The organism is Azospirillum griseum (genome assembly GCF_003966125.1).
In the GTDB taxonomy this organism is placed as follows: Bacteria; Pseudomonadota; Alphaproteobacteria; order Azospirillales; family Azospirillaceae; genus Azospirillum; species Azospirillum griseum.
In genome coordinates this window covers 1-22,420 of the sequence record NZ_RXMA01000003.1, presented here as the reverse complement: position 1 = coordinate 22,420, position 22,420 = coordinate 1, and the positions used below count along the sequence as shown (strand labels likewise).

The window sequence follows — 22,420 nt, the reverse complement described above, 5'->3', positions numbered from 1 at the left end:
GGCCTCACACGACCGGAAGAGCGGGGGAGCGGATCGGGTCGGCCATCGCCACCACCACCTTGCGCGCGCCGCTGAAGGGATCCCGCCCGTGGGCGGCCAGCATGTTGTCCAGCATCATCACGTCGCCCTCCTCCCAGAGAAAACGGCGGGTGCAGGCGTCCAGAACCGCGCGGATGTGGTCCAGTGCTGTGTCTTCGATGGGGGTTCCGTCGCCGTAGAAGACGTGGCGGGGCAGCGCGTGTTCGTCCTCCACCACCGCCATCAGGCTGTCGCGCACGGCGGGCGGCAGGTTGGAGACGTGGAAGAGATGGGCCTGATTGAACCAGACCATCGCCCCGCTGCCGGGGTGGCGGGCCACCGCTGGGCAGATCTGGCGGGTTCGCAGTTCGCCATCCTCGGTCCACTCCCAGGCAATGGCGTTGGCGCGGCAGAAGCGTTCGACCTCCGCCGGGTCGTCGGTGTTGAAGGCGCGCTGCCAGGGCAGATCCAGCCCGTTGCCATAGTTGCGGACATACATCAGCCCCTTGGCGGCGAAGCGGTCGCGGATGGCCGGGTCGATGCTCTGGTAAACGGCGCGGCTGTCGGCGATGGGGGTGGCCCCACCGCTGGCGGCGGCGGTCACGCAGTGGAACCAGATCAGCCCCGGCCATTGCAGGGTGTAGGCCTGCTCGTTGTGCAGCGGAATCGACTGGTGCGCCGGGTATTCGGTGGAGGTGTAGACCCCCTTGTCCACCGCCGACCGTGGGGTCGAACCGAAATCGTAATCCAGCAGCGCCCGGCCAAAGCTTTCGGCGAAGGCGCGGAACGGGGCGTCGCCGTGCAGGCCAAGGCCACGGAACAGCAGCCCGCCCACCTCGGACAGGTGGGAGCGCACGATGGCGTGGATGTCCGGCAGCCAATCCCGCCAGTCCGCCACCCTCCCGCCCGCGCCATCACCGTCGGCGGGCGTCACCAGCAGCGGCAACGCGCCGCCGGGCAGCAGCGGGCGAACGGTCAGCCGGTCGGTCGGCGCGGTCAGCGGCGGAACGGTGGGGCGATGATCCATGATCGGAACAGTCCATTGGGAAGGGTGGGCGGACGAGGAAACGCCTTTACTACGACTAAGAATTATTCGCATTATAGAGGCGTGGCGGTCCGTCCAGAGGCGGGATGCAGCAATTTGATCGGGTGTTTGTTCGTCTGGCTGCGCGCGATGACGGCATGCTTTCGTCTCCACACCAACAGTGCGGGTGTTTCCGCCGAAACGCCGCAGCCAAAAGGACCCTATCCGAACGCGATTAAACTTGCAAATAAGAATCGTTCGCGATATTGACGGCGTCATCGGAACAAGCGGGCCGCCCCGCCGCGCTTGTCCCCCATTCCCTCGCCTCCAAACCGAAAGGAGAACCGGCATGAGCTGGGACAGCCCGGACACGCGTTTCCACGTGGTGGTGAACGAGGAAGAGCAATATTCGATCTGGCCGGACCATCGACCGGTGCCCGGGGGATGGCGCGCCGTCGGGGTCAGCGGCTCCAAGGACGATTGTCTGGCCCACATCGAACGGGTGTGGACCGACATGCGCCCGCTCAGCCTGCGCCGCGCGCTGGGCGAGGCCGCCTGACCGCACCGTTTCCCGCATTCTGGTCCCTGAACCGGGAGGTTCCGCCATGACCGTGACCCACGCGGCCCCCTTCGGCCTGGCCCCTTTTGGCCTGGACGGCTTCCGTGCCCAGCCGCCGATCCGCCTGCACGACGACCCGCTGCTGCGTCGGCAGGAGGCGCGGGAGTCGAACGCGCGTTCCTACCCGCGCCGCATCCCGCTGGCGCTGACCCAGGCGCACGGCGTCTATCTGCGCGACAGCGCCGGTCAACTCTTCATCGATTGTCTGGCCGGGGCGGGCACGCTGGCGCTGGGGCACAACCACCCCGACGTCGTCGCCGCCCTGCGCGCCACGCTCGACAGCGGCCTGCCCCTGCACACGCTGGACTTAACCACCCCGGTCAAGGACCGCTTTGTCGAGGATCTGTTTGCCGCCCTGCCGCCCGGCTTTGCCCGCCACGCCCGGATCCAGTTCTGCGGCCCGACCGGGGCCGACGGGATCGAGGCGGCGATCAAGCTGGCCCGCACCGCCACCGGGCGGCGCACGGTCGTCGGCTTTGCCGGTGGCTATCACGGCATGACCCAAGGCACCCTGGCGATCATGGGCAATCTGGAACCCAAGCGCCCGTTGGGCGGGGGAACCGGCGACGCTCACATGCTGCCCTATCCCTACGACGCCCGTTGCCCCTTTGGCTTGGGGGGCGAGGCCGGGGTGGACGCCGGGCTGGCGATGATCGAGCAACTGCTGACCGATCCCGAATCCGGCGTCGTCACCCCCGCCGCTATGGTGGTGGAGGTGGTGCAGGGCGAGGGCGGGGTGATCCCCGCGCCGATCCGCTGGTTGCAGGGCTTGCGCCGCCTGACCCGCGCCCATGGCGTGCCGCTGGTGATCGACGAGGTGCAAACCGGTCTGGGCCGCACCGGTCATCTCTTCGCCTTCGAACGCGCGGGCATCGAACCGGACATCCTGGTGTTGTCCAAGGCCATCGGCGGGGGGCTGCCGCTGTCGGTGGTGGTCTACCGCGAGGATCTGGACGTCTGGTCGCCGGGCGCGCACGCCGGAACCTTCCGGGGAAACCAACTGGCGATGGCGGCGGGAACCGCCACCCTGCGCCGCATCCGCGCCGACCGGTTGGACGAGCACGCTGCCGCCATGGGCGCGCGCCTGACCGGCCATCTGCGGGCGCTTCAGGCCGAACAGCCTTGCGTCGGTGACGTGCGCGGGCCGGGCCTGATGATCGGGGTGGAGATCGTGGACGAGCGGATGCCCCCGGCCCGTCCGGGTCTGCGCCCGGCCGATGGCGCGCTGGCCCGCGCGCTGCAACGCCGCTGTCTGGAGCGCGGCCTTATTCTGGAGTTGGGTGGGCGGCACGGCGCGGTCGTGCGCTTCCTGCCGCCGCTGATCGTCAGCGCCGAGGAGATCGACGAGATCGCCGACCGTTTCGCGTCGGCCCTGCGCGCCGCGCTGGCCGACCGGGTGTCGGGGGGCCAGGACGCGCTGCACGTCCCCACCGGTCTGGCGGCGGAATAGGCGGCCCTGAACATGCGAATGAGTCCAAATCGCACAGAACGGATCGCCCCGCTGTCGCTGGCGCAGGAACGGCTGTGGCTGTTGCAGCGGCTGGATCCCGGCGACACCGCTTACAACCTGACGCGCGCCTTCCGCCTGCGCGGCGCGCTGGATGGCGCGGCGCTGGAGCGAGCCTTGTCGGCTCTGGTCTGGCGGCACAGCCTGTTGCGCACCCGCTTTGCCGAACAGGATGGCGCGCCGGTGCAACTGGTGCTGTCCCGCCCGGCCCTGACCCTGCGGCGGGAGGATGCCCCCCTCGATGATGCGGCGTTGGCTGCGCGGATCGAGGCGGAAACCCGTCGGCCCTTCGATCTGGCTGCCGGGCCGCCGCTGCGCGCCACGCTGCTGGCGCTGGCCGGTGGTGACGCCGCGCTGCTGCTGTCGATGCATCACATCCTGTCCGATGGACCGTCGAACCCGATTCTGGCGCGCGATCTGCTGACCGCCTACGTCGCCGCCGTCGCCGACGAGGAGGCCGACCCCGCCGAACTGCTGCCGCCCTTGTCCGTTCACTATGCCGACTTTGCCCAGGCGCAACGGGGGGAAGCGGCACAGGCGCGCATCGCCCGCGCGCTGGACCGGGCGGTGGAGCGGTTGGGCGGGCCGATCCCGGCGCTGGAGCTGCCGACCGACCGGCCACGCCCGGCGATCCGGGGGACCGGCGGCGCGCGGGTGACGTTCGCCCTGTCGGCCCCGACCGTCGCCGCCCTGCGCGCGCTGGCGCGGGCGGAGGGCTGCACGCCCTTCATCCCGCTGCTGGCGGCGTGGCAGGCGCTGCTTGGGCGCTGGTCCGGGCAGGATGATTTCGCCGTCGGCGTCCCCGACGCCGGGCGGGAGGACGAAACGCTGGAGCCGCTGGTCGGCTTCTTCGTCGACACCCGGATTCACCGCGCCCGCCTGTCGCCGGACCTGACCGGGCGCGCCCTGTGCCGCCGCCTGCGGGCCGAGGCGCTGGTCATGCTCAACGACGGGGCCGCCCCGGTCGAACGGCTGGTGGAGCGGTTGGACCCGGTGCGCGACGGCAGCCGCACCCCGCTGTTCCAAACCCTGTTGAGCGTGCGGTTGGACGCGCCCGCGTCGCTGCGCCTGCCGGGGTTGGAGGTCAGCCCGATCCCCGTGCCGGAAACCACGGCCAAGCTCGACCTGTCGCTGGATGTGGCGATCGGTGCCGATGGAGCCGATGGGGCGCTCGATTTTGCCACCGACCTGTTCGACCGGGCGACGGTGGAACGGCTGGCGGCCAGCTTCGTTACCCTGCTGAACGCGCTGCTGGCCCAGCCAGACGCCCCGCTGGCCGACCTGCCGTTGCTGGAGCCGGAGGCCCGCACGGCGGAGTTGACGCGCTGGAACCGCACGGCGCTGCCGCTCGATCCCGCCGTCGATCTGGTGGCGCTGGTGGAGCACGCCGCTGGTGCCCACCCGGACGCGGTGGCGGCGGTGTGCGGGGCCGACCGGCTGACCCACGGCGCGCTCAACGCGCGGGCGAACCGGCTGGCGCGCTGGCTGGTCGAACGCGGCGTCGGCCCGGACCGGCTGGTGGCGGTGGCGTTGCCGCGCGGCCTGGATCTGCTGGTGGCGTTGCTGGCGGTCCAGAAGGCGGGCGCGGCCCATCTGCCGCTCGACCCCGATCAACCGCCCGCGCGCAACGCCCACATCCTGGCCCACGCCGCCCCGGCGCTGGTCATTGACCAACCGCTCGACACGCTGGTCCCGGACTGGGCGCGCTGGGACGACGGCAACCTGGGTTTGGCGGTGCATCCCGGCCAACTGGCCTACACGCTCTACACCTCCGGCTCGACCGGCATGCCCAAGGGGGTGGCGATCGACCGGCGCGCCTTTGCCAGCTTCCTGCACGCCATGCAGGCCCAAGTGGATTTGAGCGCGGACGACCGGCTGCTGGCGGTGACGACGGTCGGCTTCGACATCGCCGGGCTGGAGCTGTTCCTGCCGCTGGTGGTCGGTGGCCGCGTCGTCATCGCCACCACGGAGGAGGCCGCCGACCCGCATGCGCTGGCGCGCCTGATCGACCGGCAGGGCATCACGGTGATGCAGGCCACCCCGGCGCGTTGGCGCACGCTTCTCGACGCCACCGATCACGGCTGGCCGGGGCTGCGCGCGCTCTGCGGTGGCGAGGCGCTGGCCGCCGATCTGGCCCGGCGGCTGCTGGCGCGCGGGCTGCGGCTGGTCAACGTCTATGGTCCGACCGAAACCACCGTCTGGTCCTCAGCCTTCGTGGTGGAGCGGGTGGAGCGTCACGACGCGGTGATGCCCATCGGCCACGCCATCGCCAACAACCGCCTGCACATCCTGGACGACCGGCTGGAGCCGGTGCCGCCCGGCGTGGTCGGCGATCTGTGGATCGGCGGGGTGGGGCTGGCGCGCGGCTATGCCGTCCAACCGGCCCTGACCGCCGCCGCCTTCGTCCCCAACCCGTTTCCCGAGGCCGACGCGCCGGGCAGCGGGGTGGGAAGCCGCCTTTACCGCACCGGCGACCGCGCCCGCCGCCGCACCGACGGGGCCATCGAGTTTCTGGGCCGCATCGACCATCAATTGAAGATTCGCGGCTTCCGCATCGAAGCGGGGGAGGTGGAGGCGGCGTTGAACAGCCATCCCGCCATCCGCGCCTCGGTCGTGGTTGCCCACCGCGCGGCGGACGGCGACGCGCTGCTGTGCGCCCATCTGGTCACGCGGGACGGACGCGAGCCGGGCGACCTCGACGCCCATCTCGCCGCCCGCCTGCCCGCCTACATGATCCCGACGCTGCGGGTGGTGCTGGATCGGCTGCCGTTGAACGCCAGCGGCAAGATCGACCGCCGGGCGTTGCCGCCGCCCACCGCTCTGCCCGCGCCGCAGGGACGGCGGGAACCGGCGGCCACCGACACGGAACGTCGCCTGCTCGCTCTGTGGGAAGAAACGCTGGAGCGGCCCGATCTGGGCGTGACCGACGATTTCTTCCGGCTGGGCGGCCATTCGCTGCGACTGGTCCGGCTGCAGACGGCAATCCGGGGGGCCTTCGGGGTCGATCTGCCCCTGGCCGCGCTGTTCCGCGCGCCGACGGTGCGAGCGATGGCGGCGCTGATCGACGCCGAGGGGCCGCGCGACGAGGCCGAGGATCTGGCCTTCATGGCCGCGCTGCTGGCCGATGAGGGCGCGTTGGCCCAGGCCGGTGCGCGATGAGCCTGTTGATCGTTCTGCTGCGCCGGTCGCGCGGGCGCTTGCCGCTGGCGCTGCTGCTGGGGGCCGCCGGGTCGCTGGCCGGGTTGGCGGTGATCGCGTTGGTCAACCGGCTGATTGCCGGAACCGCCGACCCCGACGCCGCGACCTTTGGGATCCTGGGCCTGCTGCTGGCGGCGGTGTTCGGCTGTGGTTTCGCGTCCCAGGCGCTGTTGACGGCGCTGGGCCACGCGGTGGTGTGCGAGTTGCGGACGGCGACGGTCAAGCGGCTGCTCGACACCGACGTCGAACGGCTGGAGGCGGTGGGCGCGCCCGCCCTCTACGCCACGCTGACCAAGGACATCGCGGCGGTGGGGCAGGCCTTCAACCGTTTGCCCTTCGTTTTCTGCAACGGCGTGCTGGTGCTGGGCGGTTTCGCCTATCTCGCCTGGCTGTCCGCGCCGCTGTTCCTGGTCAGCGCGGCGGCCATCGGGCTGGCGGTGGGGGCGGCCTATGGTTGGGTGTCGGCGATGCGGCGGTTGATGATCGCCGTGCGCGCCATCGACGACCGGCTGTTCGCCGGGTATCGCGGCGCGGTGGAGGGGCGGAACGAGCTGGCGCTCAACACCGCGCGCAAGCGCGTGTTCCACCGGCATGACCTGACCGCCGTCGCCGAACTGGCCCGCGACACCGAAACCCGCGCCGACCGCTATTGGGTGTTGAGCCTGAGTTGGACCGCGCTGGTCATTCTCGGCGTGATCGTCGGCATCTTCGCGGTGGGCGACGCGCTGGGCCAGCCGCGCAGCCTGACCGCCGGATTCGTGCTGGTGCTGATGTTCCTGCGCATGCCGCTCAGCGATCTGGTTGGCACGCTGCCGATCCTGCTGTCGGGCGGGGTGGCGCTGGCCAAGGTGGAGGCGCTGGGGCTGGAGCCGCACCGCGCGTCCTTCGACAACCCGACCGCCAGGGCCGATGTCCCCGCCGCCCTTCCAACGGCAGGCCCGCTGCTGGAACTGTCCGGCGTGGTCTATGACCATCCCGCGCAGGGGGGAGAGCCGGGCTTTCACCTCGGCCCGGTCGATCTGACCCTGCGGGCGGGGGAGATCCTGTTCATCGTCGGCGGCAACGGCGGCGGCAAATCCACGCTGCTGACGCTGCTGGCGGGGCTGCGCCGCCCCAGCGCCGGAACCATCCGTCTGGCCGGGATTGAGGTGACGGAGGAGCGGCGCGGCTGGCTGCGCGAGCAGATCAGCGCCGTCTTTTCCACCCCCTACCTGTTCGACCGGCTGGTCGGCCCCGACGGGCGCTTGGATGAGGCGCTGGCCCAGTCCTTCCTGCACCGGCTGCGGCTGGACCGCAAGGTGACGCTGACCGGCGACCGCCTGTCCGACATCCGGCTGTCGCAGGGGCAGCGCAAGCGGCTGGCCCTGCTGGCGGCGGCGGTGGAGGAGCGGCCGATCCTGCTGCTCGACGAATGGGCGGCGGATCAGGACCCGCAGTTCCGCGCCTTCTTCTACGACGAATTGCTGCCGGAGCTGGCGCGCGGCGGCCGAACTATCGTCGCCGTCAGCCACGACGACCGTTATTTCCACCGCGCCGACCGGGTGCTGCGCTGCGACGCCGGGGTGCTGACGCCCTGGACCGGTCCGGCGGCGGAGTCCCCGCCGGTGATGGAGGCGGCGCAATGACCCCTTCCGCCCTGCCGTTCCCATTCCCCCTTTCACCCAAGGCCGCCGCTCCCTGCGCGCCGCCTGAACAGGAGGCGTCCGAGATGACCGCCGCAACCGACGACACCCTGGCCGCCGACACCCTGGCCGCATCCGGCGGTGCACCGGCACCGTGCCGCGCGCTGGGCCGCCCCCTCGTCACCCGCTGGGTCGACGACCGTCTCACCGTCGCCCTGGACGACCACACGATCCAGCGCTGGCGTCTGCTTGGTGACGGGAGCGACGCCACGCTGACCTTTGACGGTGCGCCGGACACGGCGGCGTCCATCGCAACGGCTGAAGTCCAACGGCTGGCCGCCCTGGCCGCGCTCGACGCCGCCTTTGCCCGCGCCGACACCCCGTCGCGCCTGCGCCTGCTCGCCCCCGACGCGCTGGCCGAGACGCTGCGCGGCGACGGCGTGGCGGTGGAGGACGCGGGCGGCGGCCTGTGGGCCTTGGCGGGCGCGCTTTTCCAGCGCCCCGACCTGTGGCTGCTGACGGCGGGATCGGGCGGCTACCCGCAAACGCATGTCCTGTCGAACGGGCGCTATCACCCGCGCCGCCCGCCCAAGCCGCAAGGCACGCTCTACGCCCGCCACATCCCATGGCTGGGCCAGACCCTGAGCTTCCGTTTGGCCGATCCGGTGCGGGATCTGGAGCGGTTCCACCGCTGGCAGAACGATCCCCGCGTCGCCGCCTTCTGGCAGGAAAGCGGGGATCTCGACCATCACCGCGCCTATCTCGACGCGCAGACGTCCGATCCCCACACGATGCCGCTGATCGCCAGCCTGGACGGCGCGCCCTTTGGCTATTTCGAAGTGTATTGGGCCAAGGAGAACCGCATCGGGGCCTATTACGACGCCCAGGATCATGACCGGGGATGGCATGTCCTGATCGGGGAGGAGCGTGTGCGCGGGCGCGCCTATGTCAGCGCCTGGCTGCCGTCGCTGGTGCATTTCATGTTCCTGGACGATTCCCGGACCCAGCGCATCGTCGGCGAACCGCGCGCCGATCACCACCAGCAGATCCGCAACCTCGACCGTTCCGGCTTCGCCAAGGTCAAGGAGTTTGATTTCCCGCACAAGCGGGCCATGCTGGTCATGCTGCTGCGCGAGCGTTACTTCGCCGACCGCCTGTGGGTGCCGCGCGCCGATCCGGCCCCGGCCATTACCGCCGCTGCCGCAACCGCACCCCGGCAGGGGGGCTGAGGGATGGACGGAACCCCCACCCCGCTGCGCGCCGACGAAACGCGGGCGCATGATCTGGTCGGCGTCGGTTTCGGCCCGTCCAATCTGGCCTTGGCGGTGGCCCTGCGCGACGCGGGGTCGCCGCTGTCCGCCCGCTTTCTGGAGCAGCGCGACCGCTTCGTCTGGCACGGCAACATGCTGTTGGACGGCAGCCGCATGCAGATCTCCTTCCTCAAGGATCTGGTGTCGCTGCGCGATCCGACCAGCCGCTACAGCTTCCTCAGCTACCTGCACCGGCGGGGGCGGCTTCAGGATTTCATCAATCTGCGGACCTTTTACCCCAGCCGCCGGGAGTTCAACGACTATCTCGGCTGGGTGGCGGCGGACTTCGCCGACGTCTGCGGCTATGGCGTGACGGTCACGGCGGTGGAGCCGGTGCGTGGCGCTGGCGGTGGGCTGTCGCAGGTCCGGGTCCACGCGCGGGATGCGGCGGGGCGGGACCGCAGCCTGTTGGCCCGCAACGTGGTGATCGGGGCCGGGGCGACGCCGCAGGTGCCGGAGCCGTTTCAATCCCTGGTCCGCAGCCATCCGGTGCCCGATGGTCCGCAGGATGGCCCGCTGGTGATCCATTCGAACGGCTATCTGGCCGCCGCCGACGCTCTGGCGCGGGCCGGGCGGGTGGCGGTGATCGGGCTGGGGCAGAGCGCGGCCGAACTGTTCCTTGACCTGCACGGGCGCGGGGTGGCGGTGGACGTGATCGCGCGCGGCCCGGCGATGCGGCCCGCCGACAGCAGCCCGTTCGCCAACAAGGTCTTTGACGCCGACTACACCGGCTACCTCTATGGCCTGCCCGCCGACGAGCGCGCCGCGCTGCTGCGCGCCTTCCACAACACCAACTACGCCGTCGTCGATCCCGACCTGATCGACGCGATCTACGCCATCTTTTACCAGCAGAAGGTCGCGGGCGCGGAGCGCCACGCCATGCTGACCCGGCGGGAGGTGGTGACCGCCACCGCCCGGCCCGACGGTGATGGCGTCACGCTCGCCCTGGCCAATCTGGACGACGGATCGCGGGAGGAACGGCGCTACGACGCCGTCCTGCTCGCCACCGGCTACCGCCGCCGCATCCACGAGGCGTTGTTGCAGCCGATGGAACCCTGGCTGACCGGCGGGGAGGTCGGGCGGGATTACCGCCTGCCCACGGTCCCCGGCTGTTCCGTCGGCCTGTACCTGCAAGGCTGCTGCGAGGCCACCCACGGCCTGAGCGACAGCCTGCTGTCGATCCTGCCCATCCGCGCGCAGGAGATCGCCACCGCCCTGACCGCCGCCGTTCCGGCGGACGCACAAGGCGACACCATCCGCATGTTGACATCCGCACAGCGATGAATTGGGGGATTATTCCGATGAAGAGCATCAGGCAGCCTGGACGCCTTGGGGAGTGGAGCAGGGGGCGCGTCCGTCTGCTGGGGTCGGTCGCGGCGGCGGCGTTGCTGCTGCCGTCGGTGGTGATGGCCCAAACGACGGGGACCACCGACGCGGCGACAACCGAAAGCCTGTCGCTGCCGACCATCAGCGTCGGCGGCGAGCGCCAGCGCGACGCCAACCCGCCGACCACCGTCGGGTCCAAGCTGCCGCTGGCCCCGCGCGAGGTGCCGCAAACCATCACCACGGTGCCGCGCGAACGGTTCGAGGAGCAGAAGCTCGTCACGCTGGACGAGGCCCTGCGCCAGACGCCGGGCGTGACGGTGGAGCCGATCGACGGCAACCGCCTGAACATCTATTCGCGCGGGTTCGAGATCACCAACCTGCAATACAACGGCGTACCGACCACGCTGGACGACCGCATCTTCGCCTCGCCCGATCTGGCGATGTATGAGCGGGTCGAGGTGCTGAAGGGACCGGCGGGCCTGCTGAACGGCATGGGCGGTCCCGGCGGTGCGGTCAATCTGGTGCGCAAGCTGCCGAAAAAGTCGCTGGAAGGCTATGGCGAGCTGACCGCCGGATCCTACGCCAACTATCGGGGCGAGGGCGACATCACCGGGTCCCTGAACGAGTCCGGCACGCTGCGCGGGCGCTTCGTCGGGGCCTATCAGGACCGCAACAGCTTTCAGGACTGGACCGACCAACGCCGCGCGCTCGGTTATGGCAGCATCGCCGCCGACCTGACCCCCGACACCACGCTGACGGCGGGCGCGTGGTATCAGCGCATGGACTACAGCGGGGCGTGGAATCTGCCCGCCTACGCCTCGGTCGTGGGTGGTCAGGCGCAGTTGCGTCTGCTCGACGTGCCGCGCTCGACCTCGCTCGGTCTGGACTGGAACCGCGACGTGTTCACCACCAAGGGCGGCTTTGCCGACCTGGAACACCGCTTCGGCAACGGTTGGAACGTCAAACTGGCCACCCATTACATCAGCAACGAGATGGACCGGAAGATGGCCTACGCCTATTCTCCGGTCACACCGGGGGTCAACCGCACCACGCTCTACGCCCAGAAGGTGCGTTACGACCAAGAGCAGTTTGGGGCCGATCTGTCGGCCAGCGGCGATTTCCGTCTGCTGGACCGGACGCACGAGGCGGCGGTCGGGGTCAATTACGAACGCACCACCTTCCGCCACCGCGCCGCCAACCCGGTTGGGAGTTGGTCGGTGACACAGAACATCTTTGCGGCCAACGCGTCCACCGCCGAACCGGCGTGGCGTGACTGGCAGCGCGACACCCACACCACAACCGACAGCTGGGGCGGTTACGGCGTGCTGCGTCTGCGTCTGGCCGAGCCGTTGCGCTTCATCGTCGGCGGGCGGATCAACTGGTGGCAGACCAAGGTGGATGCCGACCGGCTGGCCGGGACGGCGGAATCGAGCGCGTCGGTCGATGGCAAGGTCACGCCCTACGCCGGGCTGGTCTATGACATCAACAGCACCTACGCCCTCTACACCAGCGTCTCGCAGGTCTATCAGCCGCAATCCTATGTGGACGCGGCGGGCAAGGTGCTGACCCCGCTGAAGGGCCGCCAGTACGAGGCCGGGGTGAAGGCCGATTATTTCGGCGGACGCCTGCACGCCACCGCCTCGCTCTTCCACATCACGGAGGAGAACCGCCCGCAATCCGATCCGCGTTACCCCAACCAGTCGATCTATGTGTCCGGCGGCAAGGCGCAGAGCCGTGGTGTGGAGCTGGATCTGTCGGGTGAGGTTCTGCCGGGCCTGGACCTGTACGCCGGTTACACCTACACCAACGCCAAGAGCCTGGACAGCAGCGCCAACGCGGCGAGCGCCTTCACCGCCATCGCCCCCAAGCATCAGGTCCGCCTCTGGGCCAATTACCGCCTGCCGGAGGCCATTGACAGCCGCCTGAGCGTGGGCGGCGGCGTCAACGCGCAGACCTCCATGTACAACGAGTTCCCCTCGCTGAACTACGCCCGCCTGACCCAGGGCGGTTACGCGACGGTGGACGCCCGCGTGGCCTATGACGTGACCGAAAAGGTGACGGCGGCGGTCAACGTCAAGAACCTGTTCGACCGCAGCTATTACCAGCGCATCGGCAACGCGCAGTCGGGCAACATCTATGGCGAGCCGCGCACCGTCCTGCTGACCCTGCGGGCCAAGCTCTGATGGGCGCGAAGACGGTCCGCCGGGCCGAAACGGGCCGGTCCCCCTCCGGTGGGGCGCGCCCGTCGCGCCCGGCCTGGACGACCGCCGCGCGGGTGACGGCGGCCGTCTTCGGTGCCTATGGCTTCGCCTGGGGGCTGGCGGCCTTCGGGGCGGAGCTGGGGGTGTTGATCGGGCTGGCCCCGGCGGAAGCCGTGACGGCGGCCAGCCTGTTGTCGTTGCTGATCCTGCCGATGATGGCGCTGTGGGCCTTCGCGGTTCCACGCGCCGCCGTCGGTTGGGCGGTTCTGGGCGGTGGCGGCATCGTGATGATGACCGCCTCCCGCCTGATTGGGATCATCTTGCCATGAGCACGAAAAAGCGCGCGCTCATCAGTCCGGCGCTGCGCGCCGCGATGCTGTGGCCGCACACCTGGGCGGGGGTGACGCTCGGCGGTCTGCTGATGCTGATCTTCTTCATGGGGTCGCTGGCGGTCTTCGCCGACGAGATCGACCGCTGGATGATGCCCGACACCCGCGTCGGCGCGGTGGGCGCGCACAGGCCGGACGCGCCGTTCTCGCTCGATCGCAATGTCCTGCCGGTGGTGGAGCGGCTCGCCGCCGGGCGGGGGCTGCGCGACTGGTACGCCAAATTGCCGGACGGCCGCCGCCCGGTGATGGAACTGCGCGTGCGCACCGACGGCGGTGTTTCCGGCGGCATGGCGACGGCGGACGGGCGGTTGCTGCCGCCGGTCGGCACGCTGGGGGCGACCTCCTTCTTTTACCCGCTGCATTACAGCCTGCATCTGCGGGCGGGCTTCGTCGGCTATTGGATCGTGTCCTTCGCCACCGTGGCGATGCTGGCCGGTCTGATCTCCGGAATCATCATCCACGCCCGCATTTTCAAGGACTTCTTCACCTTCCGCAGTTGGGGGCAGTTGCGGCGGTCGCTGCTGGATCTGCACAACCTGACCGGCGTTCTGGTGCTGCCCTTCCATCTGATGATCTCCTTCACCGGGATCGTCATCATCCTGCCGATGGTGCTGCCCGCCGGGGTGAACGCCCTGTATGACGGCGACGTGCAGCGCTTCTACGACGACGCGCTGGGCAATTACAGCCGCCCGCGCAGCGGAACCCCGGCCCCGCTCGCCCCGCTCGATCCGATGCTGGCGGAGGCCAAGCGCCTGTGGGGCGGGGGGGAGGCGGCGGTCGTCTTCGTCATCAACGCGGGCGACGCCGCGTCGATCGTGCGCCTGAACCGCGACACCGGCGACCGTCTGAGCCTGGACGTCGAGCCGATCTTTTTCGATGGCGTGACCGGTGCGGTGCTGAAGCACCAGCGGCCCGGCCCGGTGGTGGCCACGCATCGGCTGTTGTCCGGCCTGCATATCGCGGCGTTCGACCATTGGCCGCTGCGCTGGCTCTATTTCCTGTTCGGCCTGAGCGGGTGCGTGTTGATCGGCACCGGCCTGCTGTATTGGCTGGAGAAACGCCGGGTGGTCGAGACCGCTGTCGTCGGACTCGGGTGGCGCAGCGTCGGGGCCTTGGCCTGCGGCAGCATCACCGGGTTGCTGATCGCGACGCTGGCGATGATGGCCGCCAACCGGCTGTTGCCCGCGACCGTGCCGTCGCGCGAGCTGGTCGAGGCCGGGCTGTTCTTTCTGGTCTGGATCGGCAGCGTCATCCACGCCGCTCTCCGCACCCGGCGCGATCCGCCCTGGGCGGCGCAATGCTGGGCGGTGGCCGCGCTCGCCGGGGCTTGCGTGGGGCTGAACTGGCTCACCACCGGCGAACACCCGCTGCGCGCCATCGCGTTGGGCGATTGGCCGGTGCTGGGGGTGGATGCGGTGTTGGCGCTGACGGCCTGGACGGCGTGGCGGGTGGCCCGCCGCCTGTCCCATCGCCTGTCGGGCCGTCGGGACGCACCCGCCGTGACGATGACGGAGGCGACGGATCATGTCTGACGCTTTGGCGGTGGTGACGGTGTTCGCGCTGTGCGGTCTGGCTTTTGCCGGGTTGGCGCTGACGGTGGGGCGGCATTGGGGCGATCTGGTGGACCGCCGCCGCGACCCGCCGCGCCGATTGGTGGCGCGGCTGCGGGTGGCCGCCGCGCTCTGTCTGGCCGCCGCCCTCTCGGTCGCGGTGCGTCACGAGGGGGTGGGGTTCGGCCTGCTGCTGTGGGTGCTGGCATTGTCGGCGGCGGCGTTGGCGGTGGCGGCGGGCGTCACCGCGCTGACGGCCGGCACCGCGACGACGCGCAACGCAAAGCCGCGCTGAGGGGCGGCGGTCGATTCCTCAGACAGGAACCACGCGGCCCGCCTCTTGTGGCGCGTGGTCGTTCCGCTGCACCGCCACGTGACGGGTGTGGTGCGCCACCAGACTGGTGCGGTGGCCGACGCTGACGATGGCCGTGCCGGGCAGACGGTCCCGCAGCAGACCGTAAAGCCGGTTTTCCGTGTCGGGATCGCAGGCGGAGGTGGCCTCGTCCAGATAGAGCCACGCCGGTTTGTGGAGCAGGGCACGGGCCACGGCCAACCGTTGCTGCTCGCCGCCGGACAGGCGCTGACTCCAATGATCCTCGTCGTCCAGGCGGTCGGCGAAGGCGCTCATGCCGACATCGGTCAGCAGACCGCGCAGGGTGGCGTCGTCAAAACCATCGGCGTTGGCGGGGTAGGCGAGGGCGGCGCGCAGCGTGCCGATGGGGATGTAGGGTTTCTGCGGCAGAACCATGCTGGTGGCCGGAAGCGCCGCCGACCCGGCGGGCAAGCGGATCCGTCCCCGTCCGAACGGCCAGATCCCGGCCACCGCGCGCAGCAGCGTGCTCTTGCCCGACCCCGACGCGCCGGAGATCAGCAGCCGTTCGCCCGGAGAGACCGTCAGGTCGGCGGTCAGCAACGGGTCGGCGTGGCCGGGCAGCGACAGGGCCAGCCCGTCCAGATGCAGGGCATCGTCGGTTCCCTCCACCCGCTCAACCCCGCCCTGCCGGGCGCTGGCGGCGCGCACCGTTTCCACCGCCTGGTGAAAGCCGACCAGGCGGCTGGTGGTGGCGTGCCAGTCGGCAAGGTTGGTGTAGGCGTCGATGAACCAGGACAGCGCCCCCTGCACCTGCCCGAAGGCTTGCGAGGTCTGCATCAGCGCGCCCAACGGAATGGCTCCGCTGAAATAGCGCGGGGCGGCGACCAGCAGCGGGAAGATGACGGCAACCTGCCCATAGCCGGCGGTGAACCAGACCAGCTTCTTTTGCGTCCGCATGATCGCCCACCAATTGGACACCACATGACCGAAGCGGTCGGCGAAGCGGCGGGATTCCTGTGGCTCGCCGCGCTGAAAGGCGATGCTCTCGGCGTTCTCGCGCAGGCGGACCAGGGCGAAGCGGAAATCCGCCTCGTATTTCTGCTGGTCGAAATTCAACCGGGCCAGCGGCTTGCCGATCTTGTGGGTGATCCAGGTGCCGAGCACCGCGTAGACCAGCGCCACCCACACCATGTAACCGGGGATGGTGATGCCGAACAGGCCGACGTCCCCCGACAGGCTCCACAGGATCGCCAGGAAGGACAGCAGCGAGACGATGTTGCTGAGGAAGCCCAGCGACAGGCTCAGGGTCAGTTGGACAAAGCCGCGCAGATCCTCGGCGATGCGTTGGTCAGGGTTGTCGGTTCCGGGGCCGCCGCTGGCGGTGACGAAATTCAGCCGGTAATAGGTCTGGTTGTTCAGCCAGTCGCCGAGATAGCGTTCGGTCAGCCAGCGCCGCCAGCGGATTTGCAGCATCTGGTTCAGGTAGAGCCGATAGACCGCCACCGCGATGAAGACCAGCGCCAACCCGCCGAACATCAGCAGCGCGTCGACGAAAGCCCCCTGGTCCTTTTCCTCCAGCGCGTTGAAAATGGCGGAGTTCACCTTTGTCAGCCACACCTCGATCGCGACCGTGCCCAGGTTCAGCGCGACGATGGCCGCCAGCAACCCGCGCGCCGCCCACCGTTCTTCGGACGACCAATAGGGGCGGGTCAACCGCCAGACATCGGCCAGAAAGGCGCGAACCACGGACAGGCGTTCGAGCATCGGGTTGTTCTCCGGTCAGGACGATGGCGCGTGTGATGGCGCGTGTGGGGATCCGACGGCGGCCACCGTGACGGACTTGTTACGCTGCTGACGGCGGAATTCGGTGTTCTTTTTTTGCGATCAAGCCGATTTGCGGGCGGTGTGCGGTCCATGACGTCCGGCCCGGACGATTCCGGCGCGTTCAGGGGCGCAAAACACTTGCGCCTGGCTGTTGGCGGTGGTCCGCTGGGGACGCAACGGAAGGGGCGCGTCATGGGGTTGTTGATCGAGGGGCGGTGGCACGACCAATGGTATGACACCCGCAAGACCGGTGGCGCGTTCGTCCGCACCGAGGCCCAGTTCCGCGACCGCATCACGGCGGACGGGTCCGCCCCCTATCCGGCGGAGGCCGGGCGGTACCGCCTGTTCGTTTCGCTGGCCTGTCCCTGGGCGCACCGGACCTTGATTGTGCGCGCGCTGAAGGATTTGACCGGGGTGATCGACGTGAGCGTGGTCGATCCGCTGATGCTGGCGGACGGCTGGGTGTTTCCAACACCCGATCCGGCCACCGGAGCCACGCGCCTTTATGAGATCTATTGTCGGAGCCAAACGGATTACACCGGGCGGGTGACGGTGCCGGTTCTGTGGGACAGCCGCAGCGGGCGGATCGTGAACAACGAATCGGCGGAGATCATCCGCATGTTCAACAGCGCCTTCGATGGCATCACCGGAAACCGCCGTGATCTCTATCCGGTGGAGCTGCGGGAGGAGATCGACCGGGTCAACGGTTTCGTCTATGACCGTGTCAACAACGGTGTGTACAAGGCGGGATTCGCCACCGCCCAGGACAAATACGAGGCGGCCTTCGATGCCCTGTTTGACGCCTTGGACGAATTGGACGCGCGCCTGTCCGGTCAACGCTGGCTGGTGGGCAACCGACTGACCGAAGCCGATTGGCGGCTGTTCACCACGCTGGTGCGGTTTGACGCTGTCTATGTCGGGCATTTCAAATGCAACCGCCAGCGCATTGTTGATTATCCCAACCTGTCGGGCTATCTGCGGGACCTGTTCAGCGTTCCCGGTGTGGCCGAGACGGTCAATCTCGACCACATCAAACGCCATTATTATGGCAGCCACCCCACCATCAACCCGACCGCCATCGTGCCGAAAGGGCCTGCGCTGGATCTGACATCCCCGTCCGGGCGCGAGCATCTTGGTCCCGGCTGGCTGGATCAGGGCTTGTAGCAGCGGGCCATGTCGTCCGGGTTTCCCATCGCCTCGCATTGATAGCCGTTGGAAAATTTGAAGCGCATCGGCCCGGTTTTGCGCACGCTGACCACCGGCTTGCCGCTGGCGTCCTCGAACGCCACCCACGCGCTGGAATCGAACCGTGTCTTCAGCCCGTTGGTCAGGCTGACACGGCCTTGGTTGTCCTTGCGGACCTGAACCCCGCTGTTGAACAGGATGTGCGGCCCGTCGTTTTTGGCGGACATGCCGTTTGTGCAGTTGGCCCCTTCCGGTTTCACCGCGACGCATTCGTAGGACGTCGGATGACCAGCGGTCAGGACCATGGCGTAAACGGCGATTTCCAGAATGTTCATCGGCATGGCAACCCGCCGGTCAGGGAAAAGAGGCGCATCATGCTGTATGCGGATGGGTTACGAAACCAATAATTACGCTGAGTGGGATGGATTGTTGCGCATTATGGTTCTCCCGGGCTTGGCTCCCCCAGGATCCGGGTCAGCCGGTCCGCCAGGGACGCGGGGGTGACGGGTTTCACCAGATACCCGGCGGCCCCGGCGTGCAGGGCGGCCAGGACGATGTCCGATTCGTTGTGCTTGGTCAGCATCACAACCGGGGTCTCGGCGGACGGGGTGCTGCTGCGGGTTCGCAAGGCGCTCAGGAAGCCCAACCCATCCAGCGGCTCCATCTCCACATCGCAGAGAATGGCGTCAAAGGCGACCCGGTCGCAGCGGGCGAGCGCTTCGGCCCCATCGGCGGCCTCCATCACCGTGCCGACGCCCAACTGTCGCAGCAGGCGCACCGTCACGGACCGGGCGATGATTTCATCCTCAACCACCAGTATGCTGTGGGTCTCAAACATTGCGGGAAACCTCCAGCGTGCGGGCAACCGGACATACGCGGGAGTGTAGCCGTTCCGCTGAGGGAACGAAACAGCCACGACGGCGCTGTGCCGGTGTCGGCCCGGTGATTTGGCCGCAGGCTGCCCGCATCGGCTCCCACCGCCTGGACTTGTGCGCCGCACCCCGGTAGAAGCGATGATCGAACAGGAATGAAGGGCGGGCGATTCCCCATGACGTTTCAACAACGTTTGATCCTGCTGGTGACGGGGCTGGTGGCGCTGGCGGTGGTTGCGATCACCGCCGCCTTGGCCTGGACAACCCAGGGTGCCCTTTTGGCGCGGATCGAGGCGGATGGCCGGATGGCCGCCGGTCTGCTCGCCCGTGCCGCCACGCAAACGCGGGACCTCCCGCGCGAGGTGGAAATCCTGCTGGGCGAACGCCTGCTGTCCGAAGCGACGCTGACCGCCCATGTGGTGGCGCTGGCCGAACAGGCCAAGCTCGCGCCCAAGCAAATCTCCGACCGGTTGAAGCAGATCGCCGAGGCCGGTGGACCGGATGAGATGTGGATCACCGACAACCGGGGCCGCGCCTATCTGCACAATCTCTCCGGCCCCGACCCGCTGTTTGGCCAGGACAGCAAGGCGCATCCGCGTCATTCGGCCTACACCGGCTTGTTGAACCGGTCGCCCTCGTCCCTGGTGTCGGACGCGGCGGTGGAAGGCGGCAAGCTGATGAAGTTCGCCGGGGTCGCCGGGGTGGACAAGCCGCGCATCGTCCAGGTGGGGGCGGAGGTCAAGCGGTTGGGTGACATCGCCAAGAAGGCCGGAGCCGATGGCCTGATCGACGCGCTGCTGGCCAGCCGCGCGGTCGAGGCCGCGTGGTTGCTCGACCGCGATGGCCGCATCGTCGCGCGTGGCGCGGTGATTGGTGAGGCCGGAGGCGGTCCGCTGTCGTCCTCGGGAACCGAAACGGCCAAGGCGGTGGCGGCAGCGGGTGGCGATGTGCGCGTCGTCCAGGATGGCGGCAGTCTGCTGGCCTTGGCCCCGATCAAGCTGACGGGCAATGGCCAGGGGCAACCCGCCGTCGCCGTGGTGCGCCTGCCCGCCGAGGAACCGGGGGTGATGCTGCGCCGACAACTGAAAATCGGTGGCCTTCTGGGCATCCTCGTCATCGGTTTGGGTGTCTACAGCGCCGTTCGCTTTGCCCGTCGGCAGATGGCCCCGGTCGAACGGTTGAGCGAGGCGGTGGCGGCGGTGGAGGCCGGGCGCTTCAACCCCTTCACCCTGAACGAGGCGACGGCCCGCGACGATGAATTCGGCCGCCTGTCCCGCGTCTTCCGCAGCATGGCGCTGGAGGCCTCGGCCCGCGAAGAGACGCTTGACGCCCAATTGCTGCTGCGCGGTGCCGAGTTGGAAACCAAATCGGAAAAGCTGGCGCTGGCCGAACAGTTGATCGAGGAGGAGCAGCGCGCCGCCCGCGACGTGCAGGCCAGCCTGCTGCCGCGCCAGCTTCCCGCCGGGCGCGACAGCCAATGCTTTGCCGCACTGGTTCCGGCCCACACCGTCAGCGGCGACTTCTACGACGTCATCGAACTGGACGAGCGTACGACGCTGTTGGTGACGGTCGGCGTCTCCGGCGGTGGGGTTCCGGCGGCGTTCCTGATGCTGATCCTGCGCGGGGCCATCCGCGAATTGGCCCGTCCCGGCGTCACGCCCGGCGCGCTGTTGGCTGGGGTCAACGAGCGGTTGGGGGCGGAAAGCCCTTTCGATGGGTACGCCACCGCCTTCGTCGGCGTGTATGATCGGGTGACGGGCGCGCTGCACCACGCGGTGGCCGGTCAGCCGGGTGGGTGCCGCATCCTGGCCGATGGCAGCGTGGAGCCGTTGACCGAGGCGGGCGGCCCGGTGCTCGGCACGCGCAAAAGCGTGACCTTTGCCGAGGCGACCGTCGTGCTGAATCAGGACGACACGCTGTTCCTGTGCACCGACGGCGTGCTGCGGACACTGGACCAGCAGCGGATCCCCTTTGGCGCGGAACGCTTCGGCGCGGTGCTGCAACAGGGGCGGGTGCTGTCGGCGCGTGACCGGGCCGAACTGGTTTTGCGCGCGGTGGAGGCCCATGCCGGGCCGGAAGGGCTGGCGGGCGATCTGCTCTGTCTGGTGCTGCGCCGTCTGCTGCCGGTGGTGGCGGAGGGGGACGCGCTCTGATTTGACCGCAAGACGCGGGGTGTTGGGCGAGGCGGCGGCGGGCAGGATGCGGCTCATGGATCGATTCCGATGGGTCGGGATGGACCGTGATGTGAAGGAGCCGCGCCATGACTCATCCCGCCCTTGCCCCGGTCATCAGCGCAGAGAATGACGACGAGCGTTGGGAAACGGTACGGCGGCGCGACCGGGCGGCCGATGGCCGCTTCGTCTACGCGGTGTCCAGCACCGGGGTGTATTGTCGGCCAAGCTGCCCGTCGCGGCTGGCCAAACGCGCGAATGTGAGCTTCCACGCGGATTGCGACGCGGCGGAGGCGGCGGGGTTCCGTCCGTGCAAACGCTGCCACCCTCGCGACACCAGCGCCGACGACCGCCACGCCGACAGCGTGGCCCAAGCCTGCCGCCGGATCGAAGCGGCGGTGAAAGACGGTGAGCCGGTGCCCTCCCTGGCCGATCTGGCCGCGCAGGCCGGTCTGTCGCCGTTTCATTACCACCGGGTGTTCAAGGCGATCGCCGGGGTGACGCCGAAAGGCTTTGCCTCCGCCTGCAAGACCGCGCTCGCCCGCACCGGACTGGCGGCGGGCAAATCGGTGACGGAAACCATCTACGATGCGGGCTATTCCTCCTCCAGCCGGTTTTACGACGGCGCGACGGCCCGGCTGGGCATGCGCCCATCGGATTACCGCGCGGGCGGGCGCGGGGCGGACATCCGGTTTGCCGTTGGCACCTGCTCCTTGGGGCAGGTCGTGGTGGCCGCCACCGACAAGGGGGTGTGTGCGATCCATTTCGGCGACGATCCCCAACGGTTGGTCGAGGCGCTGCAAGCCCGCTTTCCCAACGCGCGCCTGGTGGGTGGGGACGCGGGCTTTGAACAGACGGTGGCGGCGGTGATCGGTGCCGTTGAAACCCCATCCCAACGCTGCGACCTGCCGCTCGATCTCCAGGGGACGGCGTTTCAGCATCGGGTGTGGCAGGCCCTGCGCGCCATTCCGCCGGGATCGACCGCGACCTACAGCGACGTTGCACGGGCCATCGGCCAACCCGCCGCCGTGCGGGCGGTGGCCCGTGCCTGCGCGGCCAACCCGGTTGCCGTGGTGGTCCCGTGTCATCGGGTGGTGCGCACTGACGGCAGCCTGTCCGGCTACGCCTGGGGGGTGGAGCGCAAGCGCGCGCTGCTGGACCGCGAGGGGACCTGAAGGGTTTTTTTGGAAAAATGCGTTTTTGGTGAAAAAAGGTGTTGCGTGAAATTGGGATGCCGCCTATAAAGCGCCTCCCGACGCGAACGACGCCGACGCGCTCCGAACGGAGCGGC

17 protein-coding genes are annotated in these 22,420 nt (G+C 69.2%); 13 read left to right on the top strand and 4 right to left on the bottom strand.

What is annotated here, in order from left to right:
* Positions 1-4 precede the first annotated feature (4 nt).
* Positions 5-1,045, bottom strand: a complete 1,041-nt coding sequence (locus EJ903_RS04630; protein ID WP_126612612.1) for a TauD/TfdA family dioxygenase — start codon at positions 1,043-1,045, stop codon at positions 5-7.
* 346 nt (positions 1,046-1,391) lie between these two features.
* Here EJ903_RS04630 and EJ903_RS04625 point away from each other — a divergent pair, with 346 nt between their 5' ends.
* The 10 genes from EJ903_RS04625 (at position 1,392) to EJ903_RS04580 (ending at position 15,059) form a co-directional block, all read left to right on the top strand.
* Positions 1,392-1,601, top strand: coding sequence for an MbtH family protein (locus EJ903_RS04625; protein ID WP_126612611.1), 210 nt, complete (start codon positions 1,392-1,394; stop codon positions 1,599-1,601).
* Positions 1,602-1,647: 46 nt separating this feature from the next.
* The gene (locus EJ903_RS04620; protein WP_126612609.1) at positions 1,648-3,111 is read left to right on the top strand and encodes a diaminobutyrate--2-oxoglutarate transaminase; all 1,464 of its coding nucleotides are present in this window, start codon (positions 1,648-1,650) and stop codon (positions 3,109-3,111) included.
* A gap of 18 nt (positions 3,112-3,129) precedes the next feature.
* Complete coding sequence (locus EJ903_RS04615; protein WP_158627873.1) at positions 3,130-6,327, top strand: non-ribosomal peptide synthetase; 3,198 nt, start codon at positions 3,130-3,132, stop codon at positions 6,325-6,327.
* On the top strand, positions 6,324-7,991 hold the full coding sequence (locus EJ903_RS04610) for a cyclic peptide export ABC transporter (protein ID WP_126612605.1): 1,668 nt from the start codon (positions 6,324-6,326) through the stop codon (positions 7,989-7,991). The genes EJ903_RS04615 and EJ903_RS04610 overlap by 4 nt, the downstream gene beginning before the upstream one ends.
* An 83-nt stretch (positions 7,992-8,074) precedes the next feature.
* Positions 8,075-9,217, top strand: a complete 1,143-nt coding sequence (locus EJ903_RS04605) for a GNAT family N-acetyltransferase (protein WP_126612603.1) — start codon at positions 8,075-8,077, stop codon at positions 9,215-9,217.
* Positions 9,218-9,220: 3 nt separating this feature from the next.
* Entirely contained in the window at positions 9,221-10,582 is a 1,362-nt protein-coding gene (locus EJ903_RS04600; protein ID WP_126612601.1) for a lysine N(6)-hydroxylase/L-ornithine N(5)-oxygenase family protein, read from the top strand.
* A 17-nt stretch (positions 10,583-10,599) separates the two neighbouring features.
* Positions 10,600-12,807 carry a TonB-dependent siderophore receptor gene (locus EJ903_RS04595; protein WP_158627872.1) on the top strand — a complete coding sequence of 736 codons (2,208 nt, stop codon included), beginning with the start codon at positions 10,600-10,602 and terminating at the stop codon, positions 12,805-12,807.
* Positions 12,807-13,154, top strand: coding sequence for an iron uptake protein (locus EJ903_RS04590; RefSeq protein ID WP_126612597.1), 348 nt, complete (start codon positions 12,807-12,809; stop codon positions 13,152-13,154). The genes EJ903_RS04595 and EJ903_RS04590 overlap by 1 nt, the downstream gene beginning before the upstream one ends.
* Entirely contained in the window at positions 13,151-14,746 is a 1,596-nt protein-coding gene (locus EJ903_RS04585) for a PepSY-associated TM helix domain-containing protein (protein ID WP_126612595.1), read from the top strand. Before EJ903_RS04590 ends, EJ903_RS04585 begins: the two co-directional genes overlap by 4 nt.
* Positions 14,739-15,059 carry a DUF3325 family protein gene (locus EJ903_RS04580; protein WP_126612593.1) on the top strand — a complete coding sequence of 107 codons (321 nt, stop codon included), beginning with the start codon at positions 14,739-14,741 and terminating at the stop codon, positions 15,057-15,059. The genes EJ903_RS04585 and EJ903_RS04580 overlap by 8 nt, the downstream gene beginning before the upstream one ends.
* 18 nt (positions 15,060-15,077) lie before the next feature.
* On the opposite strand, the gene EJ903_RS04575 is transcribed toward EJ903_RS04580, so the two are convergent.
* Positions 15,078-16,841 (bottom strand): ABC transporter ATP-binding protein/permease, encoded by a 1,764-nt coding sequence (locus EJ903_RS04575; protein WP_126612591.1) that lies wholly within the window; start codon positions 16,839-16,841, stop codon positions 15,078-15,080.
* Between the two features lie 252 nt (positions 16,842-17,093).
* On the opposite strand from EJ903_RS04575, the gene EJ903_RS04570 reads away from it, so the two are divergent.
* Positions 17,094-18,065: a glutathione S-transferase family protein gene (locus tag EJ903_RS04570; protein ID WP_126612589.1), complete on the top strand. Its 972-nt coding sequence runs from the start codon at positions 17,094-17,096 to the stop codon at positions 18,063-18,065.
* On the opposite strand, the gene EJ903_RS04565 is transcribed toward EJ903_RS04570, so the two are convergent.
* Both EJ903_RS04565 and EJ903_RS04560 read right to left on the bottom strand, forming a co-directional pair.
* Complete coding sequence (locus tag EJ903_RS04565; protein ID WP_126612587.1) at positions 18,053-18,427, bottom strand: hypothetical protein; 375 nt, start codon at positions 18,425-18,427, stop codon at positions 18,053-18,055. The two genes, EJ903_RS04570 and EJ903_RS04565, sit on opposite strands and share 13 nt — an antisense overlap.
* Positions 18,428-18,522: 95 nt before the next feature.
* The gene (locus EJ903_RS04560; RefSeq protein ID WP_126612585.1) at positions 18,523-18,924 is read right to left on the bottom strand and encodes a response regulator; all 402 of its coding nucleotides are present in this window, start codon (positions 18,922-18,924) and stop codon (positions 18,523-18,525) included.
* 210 nt (positions 18,925-19,134) lie between these two features.
* Here EJ903_RS04560 and EJ903_RS04555 point away from each other — a divergent pair, with 210 nt between their 5' ends.
* Together EJ903_RS04555 and ada are read left to right on the top strand one after the other, a co-directional pair.
* Complete coding sequence (locus EJ903_RS04555; RefSeq protein WP_126612583.1) at positions 19,135-21,111, top strand: PP2C family protein-serine/threonine phosphatase; 1,977 nt, start codon at positions 19,135-19,137, stop codon at positions 21,109-21,111.
* 107 nt (positions 21,112-21,218) lie between these two features.
* Complete coding sequence (gene ada / locus EJ903_RS04550; RefSeq protein ID WP_126612581.1) at positions 21,219-22,304, top strand: bifunctional DNA-binding transcriptional regulator/O6-methylguanine-DNA methyltransferase Ada; 1,086 nt, start codon at positions 21,219-21,221, stop codon at positions 22,302-22,304.
* Positions 22,305-22,420 lie beyond the last annotated feature (116 nt).

What these genes read in the sequence shown, in the direction of transcription:
- EJ903_RS04630 (WP_126612612.1), bottom strand. Translation starts at nt 1,045, where the DNA reads ATGGATCATCGCCCCACCGTTCCGCCGCTGACCGCGCCGACCGACCGG.
- EJ903_RS04625 (WP_126612611.1), top strand. Translation starts at nt 1,392, where the DNA reads ATGAGCTGGGACAGCCCGGACACGCGTTTCCACGTGGTGGTGAACGAG.
- EJ903_RS04620 (WP_126612609.1), top strand. Translation starts at nt 1,648, where the DNA reads ATGACCGTGACCCACGCGGCCCCCTTCGGCCTGGCCCCTTTTGGCCTG.
- EJ903_RS04615 (WP_158627873.1), top strand. Translation starts at nt 3,130, where the DNA reads ATGAGTCCAAATCGCACAGAACGGATCGCCCCGCTGTCGCTGGCGCAG.
- EJ903_RS04610 (WP_126612605.1), top strand. Translation starts at nt 6,324, where the DNA reads ATGAGCCTGTTGATCGTTCTGCTGCGCCGGTCGCGCGGGCGCTTGCCG.
- EJ903_RS04605 (WP_126612603.1), top strand. Translation starts at nt 8,075, where the DNA reads ATGACCGCCGCAACCGACGACACCCTGGCCGCCGACACCCTGGCCGCA.
- EJ903_RS04600 (WP_126612601.1), top strand. Translation starts at nt 9,221, where the DNA reads ATGGACGGAACCCCCACCCCGCTGCGCGCCGACGAAACGCGGGCGCAT.
- EJ903_RS04595 (WP_158627872.1), top strand. Translation starts at nt 10,600, where the DNA reads ATGAAGAGCATCAGGCAGCCTGGACGCCTTGGGGAGTGGAGCAGGGGG.
- EJ903_RS04590 (WP_126612597.1), top strand. Translation starts at nt 12,807, where the DNA reads ATGGGCGCGAAGACGGTCCGCCGGGCCGAAACGGGCCGGTCCCCCTCC.
- EJ903_RS04585 (WP_126612595.1), top strand. Translation starts at nt 13,151, where the DNA reads ATGAGCACGAAAAAGCGCGCGCTCATCAGTCCGGCGCTGCGCGCCGCG.
- EJ903_RS04580 (WP_126612593.1), top strand. Translation starts at nt 14,739, where the DNA reads ATGTCTGACGCTTTGGCGGTGGTGACGGTGTTCGCGCTGTGCGGTCTG.
- EJ903_RS04575 (WP_126612591.1), bottom strand. Translation starts at nt 16,841, where the DNA reads ATGCTCGAACGCCTGTCCGTGGTTCGCGCCTTTCTGGCCGATGTCTGG.
- EJ903_RS04570 (WP_126612589.1), top strand. Translation starts at nt 17,094, where the DNA reads ATGGGGTTGTTGATCGAGGGGCGGTGGCACGACCAATGGTATGACACC.
- EJ903_RS04565 (WP_126612587.1), bottom strand. Translation starts at nt 18,427, where the DNA reads ATGCCGATGAACATTCTGGAAATCGCCGTTTACGCCATGGTCCTGACC.
- EJ903_RS04560 (WP_126612585.1), bottom strand. Translation starts at nt 18,924, where the DNA reads ATGTTTGAGACCCACAGCATACTGGTGGTTGAGGATGAAATCATCGCC.
- EJ903_RS04555 (WP_126612583.1), top strand. Translation starts at nt 19,135, where the DNA reads ATGACGTTTCAACAACGTTTGATCCTGCTGGTGACGGGGCTGGTGGCG.
- ada (WP_126612581.1), top strand. Translation starts at nt 21,219, where the DNA reads ATGACTCATCCCGCCCTTGCCCCGGTCATCAGCGCAGAGAATGACGAC.